General features: G+C 41.9%; 16 protein-coding genes and 1 pseudogene. 13 read left to right on the top strand and 4 right to left on the bottom strand.

All coding sequences use genetic code 11. The features are described from left to right. Positions 1-34 precede the first annotated feature (34 nt). A complete protein-coding gene (locus tag L1028_RS31255) occupies positions 35-4,528 on the bottom strand; it encodes a S8 family serine peptidase (RefSeq protein WP_279306846.1) in 4,494 nt (1,497 codons plus the stop codon). 284 nt (positions 4,529-4,812) lie between these two features. On the opposite strand from L1028_RS31255, the gene L1028_RS09825 reads away from it, so the two are divergent. The 11 genes from L1028_RS09825 (at position 4,813) to mtaB (ending at position 14,408) form a co-directional block, all read left to right on the top strand. After that, complete coding sequence (locus L1028_RS09825; protein ID WP_234533340.1) at positions 4,813-5,172, top strand: hypothetical protein; 360 nt, start codon at positions 4,813-4,815, stop codon at positions 5,170-5,172. Positions 5,173-5,175: 3 nt separating this feature from the next. Further along, positions 5,176-5,391, top strand: coding sequence for a YfhD family protein (locus L1028_RS31250; RefSeq protein WP_279306845.1), 216 nt, complete (start codon positions 5,176-5,178; stop codon positions 5,389-5,391). A gap of 92 nt (positions 5,392-5,483) precedes the next feature. Beyond that, complete coding sequence (locus tag L1028_RS09815; RefSeq protein WP_234533338.1) at positions 5,484-5,858, top strand: hypothetical protein; 375 nt, start codon at positions 5,484-5,486, stop codon at positions 5,856-5,858. 214 nt (positions 5,859-6,072) lie between these two features. After that, positions 6,073-6,984: a methyl-accepting chemotaxis protein gene (locus L1028_RS09810; RefSeq protein ID WP_234533335.1), complete on the top strand. Its 912-nt coding sequence runs from the start codon at positions 6,073-6,075 to the stop codon at positions 6,982-6,984. A 197-nt stretch (positions 6,985-7,181) separates the two neighbouring features. Continuing rightward, positions 7,182-7,742: an RNA polymerase sigma factor gene (locus L1028_RS09805; protein ID WP_234533333.1), complete on the top strand. Its 561-nt coding sequence runs from the start codon at positions 7,182-7,184 to the stop codon at positions 7,740-7,742. Continuing rightward, the gene (locus tag L1028_RS09800; RefSeq protein ID WP_234533331.1) at positions 7,702-9,369 is read left to right on the top strand and encodes a DUF4179 domain-containing protein; all 1,668 of its coding nucleotides are present in this window, start codon (positions 7,702-7,704) and stop codon (positions 9,367-9,369) included. Before L1028_RS09805 ends, L1028_RS09800 begins: the two co-directional genes overlap by 41 nt. Before the next feature lie 138 nt (positions 9,370-9,507). After that, complete coding sequence (locus tag L1028_RS09795; protein ID WP_234533329.1) at positions 9,508-10,086, top strand: DNA-3-methyladenine glycosylase I; 579 nt, start codon at positions 9,508-9,510, stop codon at positions 10,084-10,086. Between the two features lie 192 nt (positions 10,087-10,278). Then, positions 10,279-11,334, top strand: coding sequence for a 50S ribosomal protein L11 methyltransferase (gene prmA / locus L1028_RS09790; protein ID WP_234533327.1), 1,056 nt, complete (start codon positions 10,279-10,281; stop codon positions 11,332-11,334). Positions 11,335-11,336: 2 nt separating this feature from the next. Then, positions 11,337-12,020 (top strand): site-2 protease family protein, encoded by a 684-nt coding sequence (locus tag L1028_RS09785; RefSeq protein ID WP_042190984.1) that lies wholly within the window; start codon positions 11,337-11,339, stop codon positions 12,018-12,020. Positions 12,021-12,296: 276 nt separating this feature from the next. After that, a complete protein-coding gene (locus L1028_RS09780) occupies positions 12,297-13,061 on the top strand; it encodes an RsmE family RNA methyltransferase (RefSeq protein ID WP_234533325.1) in 765 nt (254 codons plus the stop codon). Between the two features lie 3 nt (positions 13,062-13,064). After that, the gene (gene mtaB, locus L1028_RS09775) at positions 13,065-14,408 is read left to right on the top strand and encodes a tRNA (N(6)-L-threonylcarbamoyladenosine(37)-C(2))-methylthiotransferase MtaB (protein WP_234533323.1); all 1,344 of its coding nucleotides are present in this window, start codon (positions 13,065-13,067) and stop codon (positions 14,406-14,408) included. Positions 14,409-14,662: 254 nt separating this feature from the next. Here mtaB and L1028_RS09770 read toward each other — a convergent pair. After that, positions 14,663-14,866, bottom strand: a pseudogene (locus L1028_RS09770) (IS30 family transposase); the annotation flags it as partial. A gap of 632 nt (positions 14,867-15,498) precedes the next feature. Between L1028_RS09770 and L1028_RS09765 the strand changes: the two are divergent. Next, positions 15,499-16,248, top strand: coding sequence for a hypothetical protein (locus tag L1028_RS09765; protein WP_234533319.1), 750 nt, complete (start codon positions 15,499-15,501; stop codon positions 16,246-16,248). A 163-nt stretch (positions 16,249-16,411) separates the two neighbouring features. Next, positions 16,412-17,086, top strand: a complete 675-nt coding sequence (locus L1028_RS09760) for a hypothetical protein (protein ID WP_234533317.1) — start codon at positions 16,412-16,414, stop codon at positions 17,084-17,086. Positions 17,087-18,172: 1,086 nt separating this feature from the next. On the opposite strand, the gene L1028_RS09755 is transcribed toward L1028_RS09760, so the two are convergent. Then, entirely contained in the window at positions 18,173-18,499 is a 327-nt protein-coding gene (locus tag L1028_RS09755; protein ID WP_234533315.1) for an AzlD domain-containing protein, read from the bottom strand. Further along, complete coding sequence (locus L1028_RS09750) at positions 18,490-19,224, bottom strand: AzlC family ABC transporter permease (protein ID WP_234533313.1); 735 nt, start codon at positions 19,222-19,224, stop codon at positions 18,490-18,492. Before L1028_RS09750 ends, L1028_RS09755 begins: the two co-directional genes overlap by 10 nt. Positions 19,225-19,281 lie beyond the last annotated feature (57 nt).

The following is a 19,281-nucleotide window of genomic DNA, read 5'->3' as shown; positions in this document are numbered from 1 at the left end:
GGATATGCATTGGAACAGCTTTTTTATCATTCAACTAAATGTTGTTCGAAGAACGTAGATCCTCGAGCACACGGCTCAGAATCGTTGCTGCTTGTGCACGAGTCAGAGTTCCTTGTGGGTTGAAGCTGTCCGCAGTAACACCTTTGAGATAACCTTTGGTTACAGCATAGGCTACAGCGTTGCGTGCTTCCGCAGCGATGCTGTCGGCATCCTTAAAGCTTAAAGGTATCTTGGCTACTGTAAGATCAGCACCAATAGCCTTAGCGATGATAAGAGCTGCTTCTTCGCGAGTCAGCACATCACGAGATCCGCTTTCTTTAATGCGAGTACTCCAAGTGTCACCTTTTCCAAGTAGACGGTCGAAGAGCGTTAGAAGCTCTGCCAGATTTAAAGTGTCGGCAGGCTTAAAGCTGCCATCGGCTCCTTTGCCGGCAATGATACCATGTGAAGCAAGGATTTCGATATCGGTTTGAGCCCAGTGAGTGCCAATATCTTTAAAGCTTATTTTTCGGGATGCTGCGCTGTAAGAACCGTCACTAGTAACGTTAAACTGTAGAATACCTTCTTTAGAGATAAAACCAGGTTGTAGATAGGACCATTTATGATCCTTTGATTCTACATAAGCAGCAGTCTTTCGTGCATCATGAAGACTGCTGGCTTTTAGATTAAGCTGAAGGATGATCGGCTTTCCGGTTGTCCAACCATTTTTGATAGTGAGAATGGAAGAACCGATATTTATTGCAGCTGAGCTACCTGCTAAGACTGCTGTGTTGCCCGCATCTGTTAGGCTAATCGTAAGGGTCAAACCAGTGCTGTTGATGAAATCCGGAAGTGTTGCGGCTGGAATAAGTACATTGAACCCACTACCGTTTAGGCGGAGTGCATTCTCCGATTTCTTTAACTGCTCGGCTTGGGCCGGGGTAAGAGAAATAACAACTTGGCTATATTTATTGAAGCTTACATCACTAAGATCAAGAACAGAAGTTTTATCTTTTGCATTCTGGATCGAATTGGCTAATGCAGTGTCTAAGATGTTGAACACCGCTGAAGGCTTGCCACCTGCTGGATCTGCATTCTCTACTAGCTTCCCGGATTTTAATGCGATTCCAGAAGCGGGAGCACTGGTTGCTGTAGGTACATATGAATCAGTTGATGGAGTTGGTGTTGGTGTTGGCGTTGGCGTCGGTGTTTCAGGTGTCTTAACAGTTACGCTTACCGTTCTCAAACCAGATGGGATTGTTGATGTTTTAGCATCATTCCAGACCTGTACATCGTACAGCTCCAAGTCGTATTTTCCCGCTGTAGATGGTTTGAAGGTTATTTTGCCTAGTGAGCCTGAGCCGTGATAAGCACCACCTGACAGATTAACACTATACTGTGTCAGTTTGCGACCGTCTCCTAGATCATAGGTTTCTGAGAATTCTGTAAGTGGAACACCAGAGAAATTCTCCTCTTGATACGTTGCCAGTTGTACGCTTGGCTGGATCGCTGGTGTTTCGAGGGAATCATCGTAAATGACAGCAAATGAAGCCCCATAGACGCCATAAACCTCATCTGTCACGGAATACCCTAGATCAACGGTTACCGGTTGTCCCACATCAATGGTGGCAGCAGATAGAGAGGGAGTTACATTGAAAATACCATCCCCTGTGCTATAAAGCAGTCGCTGAGCATAATCATCGTCGTCTGCGCCATTACCTACTTTATCAACCACATAGATTTTGTACTCATTAAGCCCCTCGTTAACAGGAACGTCAATGGAAAAAGCACCGTTATTTGCAATCACACCGCCAAATTTATAAGAATTCCCATCATAATGTTTACCTTCGGCGTACACGGTAAACCAGTTTCCAATAGGTTGTGTAGTCGAAATATAATAGGCCATTAGGTCATCATCAATAAAACCGCTGATTTGAGCCGCACCAGGATCGGTTGGCGCTTCACGTTCATACTCCTCAAGTGTGATCCCGGAAACTAATGGCTTCTCGGTATCAATTGTGAACTCGATTTTTTGTTTCTCGAGCAGTTGCCCATTGGGAAGGACAGGAGTGATGTAGTAGTGACCATCTGCTAAAGTGGACTTGGTGGAGGTCTCCAGGTCTGTTAATGTTCCATCCCAATTTGGAATCTCGTATACGCCACGATAGACCTTTTCATCGATAGAATAAACTTCACCTAAAACCGTCGCAGGAGCATCTATTGGAGAGGTTACGAAACTTATGCCATCCAGCTCTTCATTGACAGAGAAGGTAAAGGTGGTGTCGTCTGAGCGTCCATCCCCATTAGGAGAAATCTGTGGACTTTCAAAAGAAAGCTGATTAACAGGCTCTAAATTGAATTTATCGCCGACAAGTGCATTAAAGGGAAGACGAAGAGTTTCTGTACCAGAGGTTAGGAGCAGGATCCCCTCATATGCACCCTCTTTTGCTGTGTCAGATACCTTCAGTGTAAATTGTGCATATTGATCTACACCTGAGGTAATGCTGTTTGGCGCAATATTAATACTAATGTCACCAGGCGCTTCCGTAAGCCATTTGGTGGAAAGAGTATAGGTTGATCCTTTATCATTAAAATTTTCTACATAAACTGATTTCGTTACACTAGCTCCTTTTGGGAGCAGGCCGAAGGACAAGGAACCTGTGTAATAAGGGATTTCTACAGTCCCAGGTAGGCCGCTAATTAAGCTCTCTCCGACTTTAGCAATGGATTTAGCGTTTACCGATTTCTCCAGATTAATTAAACCTGCACCTTGTTGATACAGTGAGTAAGGATCCCCATCACGGTTAAAGATAGGATCAGCATTGTTCATCAGCAGTGCTTTAATTTCATTTGGTTTCAGATCAGAGTATTCACTCAGTAGCAAAGCCACAGCTCCTACAACATGTGGGGTTGCCATACTGGTGCCGCTTTTTAGGCCATAAGCATGTTCGTAATCACCATTCCAGCTAGGAATTGTGGAGTTGATATTAACCCCTGGCGCAACGACATCAGGTTTGATTAGATAATCCGGCATCCCCGGACCCATAGAGCTGAAGTTTGCTAACTGATTTACTTCAAGCCCTATATAGTAACTGATGATATCTTTAGCAGCATCCAATTGAGCTCTTATCTTTTTGCCATCTGCTTGAGTAATTCCGTAGGTAGGAATGTAATTCCCGGGCGCACCGAGGGTGGGAGTGATTTCACCAGCAGCATTATTAGCAATTAGGACAAGCTTGGCTCCAGCTGCTTTGGCATTTAGAGATTTATCTCCGAAACTCAGCACACCTCGATCGACAAGGACTACCTTATCTTTGACGTCCAAATTTGTGTAATCGGAAGGACTCCCAAGACCAGCATAAACGATCTTACTGCCAGCAATATTATCAACTAAGTCTGGGGAGTAAGTGGCTAATGTCCCTGGAATTTTTTTAACATCGCCAATATCAAAGAATGGGGTATTCACTGGGGTAGTAGAAGCACCTACACTAAGTGCGAGTTGAGATCCAGCAGGTTCGCCCAATGTTCCTACATCCGGTCCAGCGTTACCGGCGGCAACAACAACATTCACGCCAGATTTTATGGCGTTGTCAATCGCGATTGAACTTGCGGAATAGCTTTGGTTAACATCAGAGCCCAGTGAGAGGTTAATTATATCGGCTCCATCAGCGACCGCTTTCTCAATACCCGCGATTACAACCGCTGTAGGCCCGGAACCATAGGGGCCGAGCACGCGATACGCGTACAAATCCACCTCAGGTGCAACATCCAAAATTGTACCGGCTACGTGAGTGCCATGCGAGGTTTTGTAAGGGTTACCTGCTTTTGGAGGAAAGTTAGCATCAGGAGGTGTTTCTGACGGATCATCATCCTGATCATAGGCATCGTAACCGCCCTTATAATTATCCTTTAATAAAGGGTGATTTTTATCAATGCCGGTATCGACAACCGCTACCTTTACCCCTTCTCCTGTGTAACCTAATGCATGTAATTTATCCGCGCCTATAAGATTGCCACTGTCTGAATAGGAACGTGTAACAGGCAAAGTTGCTACCTCAACACTGTCTGCTAACGCATGTACTTCATCATTTGGATAAACAGCCGCAACGCCCGGAAGCTCTAGCAGCTTGTTTACTTGATTGGCTGGCAACGTAATGGAATACCCGTTAAAAATCTCACTGTATTCAAAACCGATATCGGCATCGATTTTCTGTGCTGAGGAAATAAAGCTTTTATGCTCTGAGATAATTTTACTGCGTTGTAAGGAGACTGAGGATCGTAAAGAAGAAGTTTTAGCCTCATTTTCATATACACTGACTGGTTTATTCGTTAATTCCACAATTACGGATACTGGTGCTGAACCTTTGAGCACACCCGCATAGTTATGAGGGGTCACGCTTTGAGACTGTACATTATTAGCTAGGTTAGTTGATGTTTCAAGGGATGAGTTCGCAAATGCAGCGGATGGAAAAAGGACAGAAACAGCCAGTCCGAAGCTCGCCGCCCCCATACCAAATTTCTGAATAGAGTGTTTAAAGGTACGTTTCAAATAAGTTCATCCTCCCAAATGAATTTTTATATTGCAGTGTGTATCTGTAGTTCTCCTCCTCAGCATAAAATGTAAAAAATTATGAAAATTAAATTTATTCTACAGCTATAACTTCAAATCGAATATACAACTTTAGCACTATATTGCAGGGAAGCGTTGAGGAAAATGTCGAATTCCCAGTAGATAAGTGGAATATGAGAAAAAAAGGGCATAAAACAAGCGAAAGGAAGACAATATAAAGGAATGCAACAGATATCTGAATTTCAAGCGAGAGCGGGGATAAGATGTCGGAAAGATCTATTTTAGCTTATTTTAAAAGTCCTGAAGAAGCTGAGGGAGTTGCTCGTAAGCTCCGTGCACTTCGGGCCATTGAAATTTCCGTTGATCGCTTCAGTAGATATGGAGGCACGAGCTTTAGCTCAGGGGTAAACCCAGTGACAGGCAATGTCGCCAGAATGGACTCCATGACTGCTGAGCGTACACACTCAGGTATACTAGCTGCTGCTGATACCAGCGCGAGTGGGATGAGTCATGGCGGAGATGGAGGACCGACGGGTAGAGATATTTTACTTACGGTGATCTTGCATTCTGAGTCCTATGATCAGGCATTACGTTTAATTGAAGAAGCAGGCGGGATGATTTGAATAATGATTTCATTAATAAGAAGGGAGACGATCGATACTATGGATAGAGAGAACTCGCAAATATTCTCAAAGACCGAGAAGATGAAAATGCTGTACGAAGCGAAGGCAGAGGATGTGGAGTTTTCGGCGGCGGAGGCAGATCTGGAGGATGTCGAAGCACAGGCCCGAGCGCTAGAAGCAGACAAACGTCAGTTGCATGAAATTATGAAAAAAGAATAGATGCAAAATCTAGGGAAGATACCTCACATTGTGGGGTATTTTTGCGTTCTGCTGTGTATAATTAGGGGAATAGCCCAAGTAGGGGGGAGAATATGGATAACGTTATTTTATGGATAGGTTTAGCGCTGCTTGTTGCATTCTTAACTTTTATGAATCAGAAGCAACTTTACTCTTCAAAAGTAAAACAGGCTTACCGTGAGCTGCGGGAGCTGACTGAAAAAGTTCGGTTGGAACGATCTGAGGCAAGCGATTTATACCGTTGGGAAGTTGAATTAGCGGAGATGGAGAAACACCCGAATGAACTTAATAAACTGGATGCTGAGATTGGGCTTCGCCAGGCCTTTGTGACGTATTTGGAACGGCATAGTCCTCAGGATGTAAGACTTCCAAGTTTAAAGGAGGCAGCTGCCCATCAGAAGGATTCGGTATGGGGAATCAAAATGGGAGACTACGGATCCAAGAAATGAGGAACTGTACATATAAGAGGCTAAGTTTGCTGGACCGTTACATCCGGGATGAGAGCTGGACTCTGCCGAACGTTGGCGGGGTTATTTTTATTACGAATTAAATTTATTTTAATAAAAATCATGTATTTCTCTCTACCTAATAAGAGCGTATAATTGTTCAAATATACTTCAAGATGACGCGAAAAACTTATAGATATCCAGGAGGAATTATTGTATGGGAATGGTACACTCTCAGGGAGTTACCGATGAGCTTGTTGTCCGATCTTTAGAAAGAAATTTAGCAATTATAAGGTTTGATCTTGATCGACGAGTGGCTTACGTGAACGACGTTTTTGCTAGTTCGATGGGCTATAACAAAGAAGAGATGTATGGGATGCATCATAAAGAGTTATGCTTTCCTGACTTTGTAAATAGCCCGGGCTATGAGTTGTTCTGGCAGGATCTTTATTCAGGAAAAAGTGTTCAGGATAAGATCGAACGAATGGATGCAAAAGGAAATGCGGTATGGCTGGAAGCTACATATATGCCTGTCTTTGATGAAAATAATGAACAGGTCATTGGTGTATCTAAGATAGCGACTAATATCACGGATCGACAAAATAACATGAGTGTCGTGGTACAGCGGATGCAAGAGATGTCGGACAGCTTAAATCAAAGAGCTGAGAAAGGCATTGAACGCAGTCAAGAACTATTACTGAGTGTCGATAAAATAGCCGAAGTATCCATCGAAAATACACAGACTCTAGCTAATCTGGAGACACAAGCGGTATCGATTCAGGGGATTGTACAAACGATTCGTAATATTGCTTCGCAAACGCACCTGTTAGCGCTTAACGCAGCAATTGAAGCGGCACATGCCGGGGAGTTTGGGCGAGGTTTTGACGTGGTTGCAAAAGAAGTTAGGAAGCTGTCTTCCATGGTGCAGGATTCAATCATTCAAGTGAAAGATAGTGTCGATGCTATCACACTGGAAATCGATAAAATCTCCAAAGGAACAAACCAGGTGCAAGAAAATATAGAAGATAGTCAACAGCAGATTCAAATAGCATTAGATGATTTCAAGAATATTTCTTCCTCAGCCCAGGATTTAGATACACAAGCACGAGAGGTTATGAATATCATTTAATTTCTGTATGCTGTTAGCGTGAATATAAAGGAAAGCCAGTTCTCAGATTTATGGGGAGTGGCTTTTTGTGTTGCGAGTATAATTGCTATCTTTCATCTGTTATTACTAGCATCTATAGTTTATGCTCAGAAAAACGAACCTTTTCCAGAGATTGGTTGTCATATAGATATCACAGATAAGAAAGGAGGGAGAAAGATTTGGAGACTAACCGGGAATTATTCGAAGCTTACAACAAGGATGTATATCGAACCTGCTACTATATGGTGCATGACGCGGCGGATGCGGAGGACTTGACGCAGGATGTGTTCATTACCGTATTTCGCACGAATCGTGAGAACGTAGAGCATTTGAAGGCTTGGATTATGAAAATAACGGTCAACCATTGCCTCAATCATTTGAAACGGAAGCGTACTCTACAGCAAAAAGTCTCAGACAATCTATATTTGTTTGAGAAATCTCCTGAAATTCCTGTGGAACAATTGATTGAAATGCGAGAGATGACAATGGAATGGGCGAAATATTTGAGAAAGCTACCTGTCAAACTTCGGGTGGTGATTACGCTTAGGTACATGCATGATTTCAGTTTAGCTGAGGTTTCAGAACTGCTGTCCATCCCGCTCGGGACGACCAAATCAAGGCTGCACAAAGGGCTAAAGGTACTACGGAGAATTCTGCTGGAGGCTGGGGTTCAAATTGAGGGAAAGGAGGGCGAAGTTTATGAAAAAGTTGGAGAATATGCTGGTGCATCAGTTAAATGAGGATAGAAATGTGCCCTATCCTGATTTTGAAAACATGTGGGAGAGAATAGAACAGAATACTACAACCGCTTTTCAAACTCAGATGAGCAGTGGTAAGCAGAAACGGGGGAGAAACTGGAGCAAACTAGCCCTTGTGTCATCGTTATCCGTACTTCTAGCAGCGGCGCCGGTTTATGCGGCAGTTCATTATAACTGGGATACAATGCTTCGTGGAAGAAGCGGCATTCAGGCCGCACTGCCACAGGAACTCGGACAACAGCTGGATCAATCAGTGACAAAGGATGGAGTAACGCTAAAGCTACGTACAGCTGTCGTGGATAAGAAACGGACGGTGATCTTATTTACCTTGGATGTAGGAGGACGGAAGGATAATGAATATTGGCGTGTGGGTGGGATGACTCTGAAAGGTCCTGAAGGGGAGAAGAGGTTTGAAAAGTTTACATATCTGAACTGGGACGAGAACAACCATATATATTACGGTTATTTCGAAAGTGAATGGACACCAAAGCAGGATATAGTGAATGCTCAGGTTGTTTTGGATAATATCCAGGCCTTTAGTTTACAAACATTGGATTTACCGCTGGATGTCGACTCGACGAAGACACAGAGCTTCCCTATTGGACAGGAAGGGATGCGTAGCATAGAAGTGAAGCCGTTTACCCAAGATCAAGACATGCTGTTGTTATCATCAGGAATTATTTTTGACCAGCCGGACGTGAAAAAGTGGGCTTACCCAGAGATATTTGTGTATAACAATGGAACGCTAATAAATTGGCAAACTGGCTCTACATTTGCTCTACCAGGAGTGAATGGGGAGTATACAGCGAAGCAATATTATAAAGCGGAAGATGTTTCCGGCGTTAAACTGACTTATAAGCTGCAATATATGAAGAAAGAAAAAGATATAGCAGTACCAAAGGTATTTAATATTCAATTAAGCAAAAAGGAGATGGAAAACGGGACAATGAGTACAAGCCTAAATCTGCCGCTCGAGGTAGCTGAAACGGACTTCATGCTGGAGAAGCTGGTTGTGACGCCAACGCAAATTCGAGTCATAGTTAGAAGTAAGGATAAATACTATAGCTTCCCTTATAAAAAGTACGCTCTTGAAATAGGAGGTAAGACTATTGAGAGTAGATCAAAGATATCTCCAGATGAGCCAGCGTTGACAGAGCTTCTATTTGAGCGACCATTTGATCTTGAAATTACAAAGGGGACTCCGATTACCTTTGTAGCTAAATATAAGGTGACTCAGCATGGTAGTTACAACATGAATAATGATGATAAAATACCCCTTCTCTTAACAAACATCTCTCAAAAGAAACAGACGATAATCCAGCAGCTCAGCGGATATCCCGTGAATTGGACCTATTATATACAGGGAGCCGATCTTTATGTCGAAACTGGAAGCGAAGATGCTCGTTTTGGTGGAATTAACAACACCCATATTGGGCTGGATAGAGAGCGCCTTCTAGGTAAAACGGTTATTCCTACTTTCACAGGAGATGGGAGCAACAAGAATATAGAGGTATATAAGAATTTTAAAGGTACAGAAGCTACTATTTATAATTACTTCTACACCACGGATGATCCGGAAAAAGAGACGAGAGTACAGATCCGGCCTTAAGAGGTAGGCAATTCGTAAGCGTATAGAAAATAGATTAACTTTTTTAAGGGGTGAACCTTGTGTTCTTCCCTTTTTTTCGTATACAGTGAGTAGATGTGAATGTATTCAGCTAGGACTGGTGTAAAGGAGAGAAGAAGGATGGAAGACACTCGCTGTGCTTGGGTCAATGATGATCCTCTATATATTGCCTATCATGATGAGGAGTGGGGCAAGCCTCTGTGTGATGACCAAAAGCTGTTTGAATTGCTTATGCTGGAAGGGATGCAGGCAGGGCTGAGCTGGTACACGGTACTAAAAAAACGGGCGCGTTTCAGAGAGGTATTTGACAGATTTGATCCGAATAAGATTGTTCATTATGATGAAGCCAAAATTGCGGAGCTAATGAGTGATCCCGGGATTATTAGAAATCGATTGAAAATTGATGCTATCATCCGTAATGCGGGTGTATATTTGCAAATTTGCGAGGAACATGGCAGCTTTGCAGAGTATCTCTGGAGCTTTGTCGGAGGTGTGCCTACTATTAACCATTGGAAGACTCGTGCAGATGTACCTGCATCGACGGCTCAGTCTGATGAGATGAGTAAGGCATTAAAGAAGAAAGGCATGAAGTTTGTGGGTACTACAATCTGTTATGCTTTTATGCAGGCATCGGGGATGGTGAATGATCATTCGCTCAACTGCTTTTGTAGGCGTAAAGAGGACGTCGCAGGTCATTGAGCTGTAGTTTGGCGTTACACCAATAAGAAATGTTATACTATGAAGCGAATGCTTTCGAAGCGAGTTTTGCACGAAGGAGATCAATGAAGCAAATGCTCACAAAACTAAGCCTATGCTTTCGAAGCGAGTTTTGCACGAAGTAAATTCAAGTGTAGCAAATGCTCACAAAACTTTTAGGAGGATTACATAAAGATGTTATGGCATGAAGTGACGATACATACAACAGAAGAAGCTCAGGAAATGATTTCGAATTTTTTATATGAAGCTGGTGCAGGTGGGGTTTCTATCGAGGAATCCGGTACACTGAATAAAGAACGGGATACACGTTACGGTGAATTGTACGACCAACCTTTGAATGATATTCCTGAAGGGGAAGCGGTCATAAAGGGTTATTATGCCGATTCCACAGATATGGATGCTGTTATAGAAGAATTGACTCCACGGGTAGCCGAATTGCATGAGTACGGGATTGATCCAGGCAAAGCGTTGATTTCTTGGAAGACTGTGGATGAAGACGAATGGGCGCATGCTTGGAAGCAATATTTCAAACCGCTACGCGTATCCAAACGTCTTACCATTAAACCAACCTGGGAGGAATATACGCCTGAGAGTCCGGATGAAGCCATCATTGAGATCGATCCTGGCATGGCATTTGGTACTGGGACTCACCCTACAACAGCTCTGTGCCTACGTGCACTTGAAAAGAATATTAGCGGCGGTGAAGAAGTTATCGATGTCGGCACCGGTTCAGGAATTCTGGCTGTAGGTGCGATGCTGCTAGGTGCAAAATCCGTATTGGCCTTAGATCTAGATCCGGTGGCTGTGGAAAGTGCACGGGAGAATGTAGCCCTTAACAAGCTTGAATCGTCCATAACGGTAAAAGAGAGTGATCTTCTATCGCTGCTGGGCGGGGAAGGCGTAGCTGATACAGCGGCTGGAGAGATGTGGCCATCCGCTAGACCTGGTCACTCACTAGAAGGAGCCGTTCCTGCTAAGCAAGATCAAGAAGGCAGTCTTGGCGTGACATTGCCTGTACAAATTGTGGTTGCGAATATTTTGGCGGAAATCATCGTATTGTTTACGGATGATGTATACCGCGCGCTTCAGCCTGGAGGCCTCTACATTACCTCAGGTATATATAAAGATAAAGAAGGACTTGTGGCGAACGCGCTGAAAGCGTCTGGTTTTGAGATTATTGAAATATCCCGTGAGGAAGATTGGGTGGCGTTTACAGCCGGAAAGAGGTAAAGATGGATATATTACAAAATATAATTCGAGTAGATTTAGATCAGCTTCCTTTCCTGCTCATTACAATTTTAATTGCTTTTACAGTACATGAATTCAGTCATGCTTATTTCGCGAATAAGTTCGGTGACCCAACAGCAAGATTACTTGGCCGCATGACACTTAACCCTGCTGTTCATTTCGATTTCTTTGGTATTTTGCTGCTGCTAGTTGCTGGCTTCGGTTGGGCACGTCCGGTTCCGGTAAACCGCGATAACTTTAGTCGTCCTCGTCTCATGGGAGTCATCGTGTCGGCTGCGGGACCAATCAGTAACCTGCTCTTAGGAATTATTGGTGCTATAATATACGGTGCACTTGCGGCAACTGGAGTTCTAGATAATATCTCGAATGATCGCATGCTCGAGGCTGTATACTTATTCTTTGGCACCTTCATTCAATGGAACTTCTTCCTGTTTCTGTTCAATCTTATTCCGCTGCCGCCACTGGATGGCTATCGGATTGTGGAAGATATCGCCCCACGTTCGATCCGCGGCAAATTACAGCAATTTGAACAATGGGCTGTATTCCTCTTTTTATTGATTCTGTTTATTCCTGGGCTACGGACGTATACGATTGATCCGCTCGCAGGCTGGGCTAGTGAAATGTCGAGAACATTTGTACAGCTGTCTCTAAGAATTTTTGGTAGCTAAGGTAAGGATGAAGTCTGTTCAACCTTTGTCAAACATTGTATTATGTAATTTGATCAAAATTTGATAGTTAGTTTTCGTCTGACCGAACCTTATATTTCTTGAAGAAACGGGTGACGTCCTTATAGGGCGGCTAAGCCGTTTCTTCAAATATAAGAAAGTATAAGTTTCACTCTATACTTTATGATTTATATTTCTCGATTAAACGCTTACCGTCCTTATAGGGACGCTGAAGGCGTTTATATTTGTTACTGAATTTATGAACAGGATGATGATGAGATGCAGCGATATTTCGTTACACCGGAGCAGTTTGGTGCGGATACCGTGAGAATTGATGGGGAAGACGCCCGTCATATTGCTAAAGTGATGCGTGGTAAGGCAGGGGACAAGCTTATTGTTAGCGATGGTGTTTCCCGTGAGGCATTAGTAGAGATTGCGCAGATTGAAATTGGGGAAGTCACTGTGAACATTCTGGAGTCCCTGGAGATGACGCATGAACCTCGAATTAAAATTACAGTAGCTCAGAGCTTGCCTAAAGCTGATAAGATGGAAACTGTCATTCAGAAGTGTACAGAGATTGGTGCTGTAGGCTTTGTTCCTTTTCTGTCAGAGCGTACAATAGTGCAATACGACGAGCGTAAAGAAAGCAAACGACTGGATCGCTGGCGTAAAATTTGTAAGGAAGCTGCCGAACAGGCACATCGGAACATCGTTCCATCTGTAGGATCACCGTTGTCCTGGAAGCAGCTTTTGCAGACTTTTAGTGAATATGATGCTGTTTATTTCTGCTATGAAAAAGAGGAAGGCTTACAGCTTCGAAGCAGCGTCGCTCCATGGTTAGCATCGCTTTCACCGAAGTCTGGCGGGAAAGTTATGGTTGTGGTAGGTCCTGAAGGAGGTTTTACTCCGGAGGAATGCCTCAAGGCAGAAGAAGCCGGGGCAGTATCCGTAGGACTAGGACGGCGAATTCTGCGCTGTGAGACAGCGGGCATGGTTGCCGCTGCTTGTATATTATATGAATCTGGAGAAATGGGAGGAGCTTAAGAGATGCCATCCGTAGCGTTTTATACTTTAGGTTGTAAAGTGAATTTCTATGATACCGAAGCCATTTGGCAGCTATTTAAAAATGAAGGTTACGAGCAGGTTGATTTCGAGGGTCCCGCCGATGTATATCTAATTAATACTTGTACAGTAACTAACACAGGTGACAAAAAAAGCCGTCAAATGATCCGACGTGCCGTGCGCCGTAATCCAGAGGCCATCGTGGCCGTAACAGGCTGCTACGCACAAACCTCTCCTGGGGAGATTCTAGATATTCCTGGAGTTGACCTTGTTATCGGTAACCAGGACCGCGATCAGATCATGACACATGTGAAAAATATTGAAGCCTCACGTCAGCCGGTCAATGCTGTGCGTAATATTATGAAGACACGTGAGTTCGAAGAGATGGATGTGCCAGGCTTTGCAGATCGGACGCGTGCTTTTATGAAGATTCAGGATGGTTGTAACAACTTCTGCACCTTCTGCATCATTCCATGGTCGCGTGGACTTTCTCGCAGCCGTGATCCCAAAAGCATCGTAGCTCAAGCGCATCAATTGGTAGAAGCAGGGTATAAGGAGTTTGTACTTACGGGTATTCATACCGGAGGTTACGGTGATGATCTTGATAATTACCGTCTTTCCGATTTACTGTGGGATCTAGATAAGGTAGATGGTCTGGAACGGGTTCGTATCAGTTCTATCGAAGCTAGTCAGATTGATGAGAAGCTGCTTGAGGTGCTGAACCGTTCCTCCAAAATGTGCCGTCATTTGCATATTCCGTTACAAGCCGGTCATAATGATGTGCTGAAAGCGATGCGCCGTAAATATACGACAGAAGAGTATTACGCAAAAATGCAATTGATCCGCCAGGCGATGCCAGATGTCGGGATTACCACTGACGTTATCGTTGGATTCCCGGGTGAGACCGATGAGATGTTCCGTGCCGGTTACGATTTCATGAAGGCTGTGAATTACTCGGAGATGCATGTATTCCCGTATTCCAAGCGGACAGGTACTCCTGCAGCGCGGATGGAGAATCAGATCGATGAGGAGATCAAAAATGTACGCGTGCAGGAACTGATTGATCTATCCGAAGAAATGCAATTAGCATATGCCCGTAAGTTTGTAGGACAGACGCTTAGTGTGATTCCAGAAAGATCCGCTAAAGGAGCTCCGGGCCGCAATATCCAGCATGGATTCAGCGACAACTATTTGCAGGTCTTCTTTGATGGAGAGGATTCACTTCAAGGAGAGCTTTGTGAGGTGAAGATCACCGAAGCTGGTGTGAACGAATGCCGAGGCCAATTGGTCGGGGTTAGTCAGAGTGGTCTTAAGCAGGCTGTCCGATGAGACAAGAATACACGTTTTTTTAAAAGGGGGTGTCCCAAATAGCCAGTTCATGGCTCTGGGATGACTCTTTTTTTTGACGAATTATCAAGTTAAGTGCGATAGTTCTTTCATGAGGCTTCCTTAGAAGACTTCTATTCGAGGGATTTGCGAGGGTGGCTGTTATACGGATTGCTTCGGCGAGTTGATCATTAATAGCGGAAAAGAAATATGCACTCTCGGAGCAGCCCATTTGCGTTCTTGGTGGAGCCTCGTTACCAGGAGGAATAAGGATCTGAAAATAGACTTTCATGTCATGAATGCTCTTCTGGTCCGCATAGCAAGCAAATTCTTTATCTTGGTCTGTCGCCGTTTGTAACGGTAAGGGTACTGAGTAGCTACGACCCCGTAAGCAACCTCCATCGTGTGAACTGTTCGGTCCGGCATCTTCAATGCTACACGTACTGGCGTGTCTTCCGTTCTCTGATCGGGTGCCAATGAGCAAGTGAACAGGTGTCTATTAGCTTTGGTCTAGCTCTACGCTCGTGATGCAGTTGCTGGGTAATCCGTGCGCTATAAGCTACGTTCGGATTGCAGCCACGATCAGTTCTCTTGAAATGGTTGAGAGCCGAAGCCTAGCTGACACCCAATCTTCCGGTGGACCAATCTAATCTATGCAGCGTTTCTAGTTACCCTCGTTTAATTATGATAAGATTGGAGTAGCTCATGTTAGGATCTCCTGTACAAAATGATTTTGTGGTGACTTCCATTTCACCCGAAAATAGCATGTACCTTTTTGTTTTTCTAGGTGTCGCACTTCATATTACAATCGGTCAGATCAAAACTGAGAAAAAGGAAGTTGCAGTCGGATATCAAGGAGGGACAATTAGAGTAGCCAATCTATTTTATGTCCTTTACAAGGTAGTAAAGAACATAATGAGATAATTCTATGAATATCAAGAAAAATAATTACTACTAATAACATCCAATTCCTGCGACGATCATCTGGCCTATTTTTTCGACTGAGGTATTTCAGAGGAGAGCAATTGGACTGATAATTACGAACGACCTAACCGCATCACTCCTGTTTTTTTGGGCTTAAGGGATAAGTGTCGTGAATATAGGAATGTTAGAGGGAATTATCGAAAGGACTAAAAACATGAATAGTGATTTTTCTTATCAATCCAAATTGAGAATAAAGCATCAGGAATTTGCTTCACTAAAAGAGTTTATAGATTTTATTGATTTTCTTGGAAATGGTAATTCAACTGACCTAAATGCTTCTTTTGAAAATCAAGAATATACATATTCAACTTCAGAATTCAGTAAATTATTAGATGAGATGAATTCAGCAAAAAGTATTTATAATATCACAATGTCTATCCAATCCAACGAAACAATAATTGATTTTACTTATACCTCTTTAAACCTAATTAAAAATAATGCAACTATTAGTTTATCCTCTAACAGTATAGAAAAAATTCGAGAGACTCAAAGTAAAATAAATGAAGAATTAAGAAAATATAAAAATCCAACTAGGAGAAATTTTATTAATGGAGTAAGCATTCTCTTTGGAGTGGTTTTATTTTTGAGTATGTTCTCTGGTATTGTGCCAACCGGTAACATTATTGAAGGAGATTTTTCATTTAGTTCTTCTTTATTCTTTGATTTAATAATAGCAACTGGATTTCCAGTCTTATTTAGTTTTTTTATTTATCAAGCTTTTGTTCCTACTATAAGAATTAAAAGTAATAAAGGCTTTATAAATTCACTAAAGATCTATTTATCTAGGGATTATAAATCAATCATTAAGGATATAGTCCTTGCCACTATATTTCTATTACTTGGATTGCTTATTAAGTAAATGCATTATACCAGGCAGTTATAGGATCATAGAGGTATTAAGAAATTAGATAAAGAGAGCACTCAGTGAAGTTAAGTCTTGGATCCAGCGCTGCTCCTTTAATCTCTTAGGTTCTTGAATTTCAGACAGTTACACGTAAAAATATTGAATTGAGGAAAAGAGCTTGAAACAAACTTTTAGTAACTTATTTGATAAATTATTTTTTTATCACCATTGGTTTTTACACAAAGGGAGGTTTGCTCCGACAAGAATTGGAGACGCTTTTTACATAATAATTGGGATCATGATTTTACTTTACACTTTTATCGGAGATAATGAGTTTTTTATTGAGAAGTTTGCTGGAATATTTGGTGTTTTGATTTTTTTTACTTTGTTCTTAATCACTTTCAAATCATATTGGATTAAGCCACCAAAATTTATTCGAAAAAGTAATGATGAAGTAAGTGGTTTTCTCAGCATGTTTAGTCATTCCTCATATCTTTATGGACTAACAATATTTACATTTTTTCTTACCTTCACGATGAGTGGATTAATGATGGTAGCTTCCCAATTCATTATTGGAGTGAATTTTGATTGGCAAGTAATATTTTATAATTTACTATTTTTATCAATGTCTTTGTTTACAGTACTTTATTTTATGTATCACATCTCGAAAGATAAAATCACTATAAAACAAGCAAAAGCAAGAATTTCTTTTTATTTATTATGTTCAGGTTGTATCACTGCAGGATTATTTGGATCTTCATTTAGGGTAGCAGTCACCCCATTTCTTACCTATGTGGGTATTGGATATCTATGTTTAAGATATTTAATTGATAAAATTGATAGTGAGAGTTGAATGAAATAAATTAGTATAACTTCATTTATAGAGGATAATGCTTCGGAGCTGGCTTCTTAACTCAGAACGAGACCATTTTGAAGAAGTATGTTTGGCAGACAATTCTGCAAATGTGCCTGGGTTCAACTCTGAATTGGATTGAATTAGAAGGAATTATAGTTCTTTTGGCGTCGTGAATACTTAATCGTTATGGGTAATGGTTCTATTGTTCAAAAAACGAATTCTGAAATGTTATTACAGATCGAATAAGACGAAATATCTAAATTGAAATTAATGGATGAATTGATTAAAAAAGAAGAAACAAATATTATAAAAGTAATTCAATAATATCAAAAAGTTCTTGTGTGGACTTTGACGTACTTTTAGGGAGAGACCAAAACGGTTGCTAAAGCAACCGTTTTTTGGTTCTCGGCTACCATTTTGGCTGTATATAAATCATAGAGATATATTTTTTTAATTTTATCTGGAGTATAAATTTGGAGCTACCAATAATTCAAACCATGATAATAGCTGTTTCATGAATATACGCTGGCGAACTTGCACTATACCTATGTGACAGCAATACATAGTAAAAAGGAAAATCCTTATTGCTTCGGCGAGTTGCTCATAGGTAACGAAAGTGAAGTTATGTCTTTTTGGTTTGAATTCCCGGAGTAGACCATTTGTGTTCTCGATAGAGTTTCGTTGTCAAAAAGAATTAGGATCCACAAAATAGACCTATATGTCGTGAACGGCTACCAGATTCGCGTAACAAATAAATTATTTAATTCGATCAGTTTTCGCCGATTGGAATTTACTGTAAGGTTACTGACTAGTCAAAATCCCGAAGGCAACTTCCTTCGAGTGAGGTTTTCGGTCCGGCATCTTCTGTTCGCTGAAAGTCTCCGCACTACGCTTAATCTTCCGGCATGCTCAATCTAATCGATGCAGTGTTTCTAGTTTACTGGTTTTAATTATGTTGAGATGGGAGTAGCTCATGTTGGGTTCTCTTGTACAGAATTGTATTGTAGTGACTCCAATGTACATGAAAGCAGCATGGATCTTTTTGTTTTTCTAGGTGTCGCACTTCATATTTCAATCCGTCTTTTAAAAAAACAAACGTAATATCATGATCGAAACAATCCCCGTAAGTACAGTTCCCAGCAGACTACGGGTCTTTATCGCGATCCAAAAAGTAGGAATTGCCGCAAAAAGCTCAACATTATTAGCTATAGGCGAGAATTTTCCATCATTTAAGAGGATCTCCTGACCTATTAGTGCCGCCATAACAGAGATAGGAACATAATTTAACCAGCGCATTCCCCATTCAGGCAGTTCGAATCGGCTTAGAATCATTAATGGAACCACCCTTGGAATGAAGGTTACCAAAGCCGCCCCTAGAATAATTAAAAATACTTCCCATCTCACTTCCATTTTTCAAGCACCATCCCTACTGTTGACGCAATGAGCGTTGCAATAATGACACCTACACTACCGGAGAATACGAAGGAGCTAGCTACAGCAATGATTACTGCTAGGATTGCGACAACCAAATCGAGTTTTATTTTATTACGATCAATCATGGAAATAACAAGGATGCCAATGAACATGGCAGGTAAAGCAAACTGTAGACCGAATTGATCTGGATCAGAAATCCACTGTGCCAAAAAAGCTCCCGCTATATTCGCAATAAACCAATTTAAATAAGCAGTGATATTGAGGCCATGCATCCATTTTTCACTGATTTGTTGCTTATTCACCGTTTGATTTATAGCAACCCCAAAGGTCTCATCTGTCAATAAGGTTCCAACCAGCATATTTCGTAGTGGGGTAAGATGCCGGAAATAAGGTGAAAGAGCTGCACTAAGCAAAATGTGCCGAAGATTCACGATAAATATCGTAACGATAATAGCAACAGGCGAGCTGCTTACTGCTATCATTCCAGCAGCTATAAACTGTGCAGAACCGGCATAAAGCATCAGACTTATCAAGGCAATCTCAGCAATGCTCAGCCCGGCTGTCTTTTGAACAACACCTGCTGCAAGTCCAATGCTTAAATAACCAAGTAGTGTGGGAATACAATCTTTTACCCCTTTAAGGAAGCTATCTTCCTGCTTTGGAGAAGGGATTGCATCTAGTTGAATGTTCTGTGTACTCATCGTAACCCCCTTGGTTCATTAAAGAATGTAGTAGCTAGCATATTACTTCCTAATATA

Source organism: Paenibacillus pseudetheri (genome assembly GCF_924513355.1).
GTDB lineage: Bacteria > Bacillota > Bacilli > Paenibacillales > Paenibacillaceae > Paenibacillus_AQ > Paenibacillus_AQ pseudetheri.
This window is presented reverse-complemented; position numbering and strand designations above follow the sequence as displayed.

What these genes read in the sequence shown, in the direction of transcription:
- L1028_RS09825 (WP_234533340.1), top strand. Translation starts at nt 4,813, where the DNA reads ATGTCGGAAAGATCTATTTTAGCTTATTTTAAAAGTCCTGAAGAAGCT.
- L1028_RS31250 (WP_279306845.1), top strand. Translation starts at nt 5,176, where the DNA reads ATGATTTCATTAATAAGAAGGGAGACGATCGATACTATGGATAGAGAG.
- L1028_RS09815 (WP_234533338.1), top strand. Translation starts at nt 5,484, where the DNA reads ATGGATAACGTTATTTTATGGATAGGTTTAGCGCTGCTTGTTGCATTC.
- L1028_RS09810 (WP_234533335.1), top strand. Translation starts at nt 6,073, where the DNA reads ATGGGAATGGTACACTCTCAGGGAGTTACCGATGAGCTTGTTGTCCGA.
- L1028_RS09800 (WP_234533331.1), top strand. Translation starts at nt 7,702, where the DNA reads ATGAAAAAGTTGGAGAATATGCTGGTGCATCAGTTAAATGAGGATAGA.
- L1028_RS09795 (WP_234533329.1), top strand. Translation starts at nt 9,508, where the DNA reads ATGGAAGACACTCGCTGTGCTTGGGTCAATGATGATCCTCTATATATT.
- prmA (WP_234533327.1), top strand. Translation starts at nt 10,279, where the DNA reads ATGTTATGGCATGAAGTGACGATACATACAACAGAAGAAGCTCAGGAA.
- L1028_RS09785 (WP_042190984.1), top strand. Translation starts at nt 11,337, where the DNA reads ATGGATATATTACAAAATATAATTCGAGTAGATTTAGATCAGCTTCCT.
- L1028_RS09780 (WP_234533325.1), top strand. Translation starts at nt 12,297, where the DNA reads ATGCAGCGATATTTCGTTACACCGGAGCAGTTTGGTGCGGATACCGTG.
- mtaB (WP_234533323.1), top strand. Translation starts at nt 13,065, where the DNA reads ATGCCATCCGTAGCGTTTTATACTTTAGGTTGTAAAGTGAATTTCTAT.
- L1028_RS09755 (WP_234533315.1), bottom strand. Translation starts at nt 18,499, where the DNA reads ATGGAAGTGAGATGGGAAGTATTTTTAATTATTCTAGGGGCGGCTTTG.
- L1028_RS09750 (WP_234533313.1), bottom strand. Translation starts at nt 19,224, where the DNA reads ATGAGTACACAGAACATTCAACTAGATGCAATCCCTTCTCCAAAGCAG.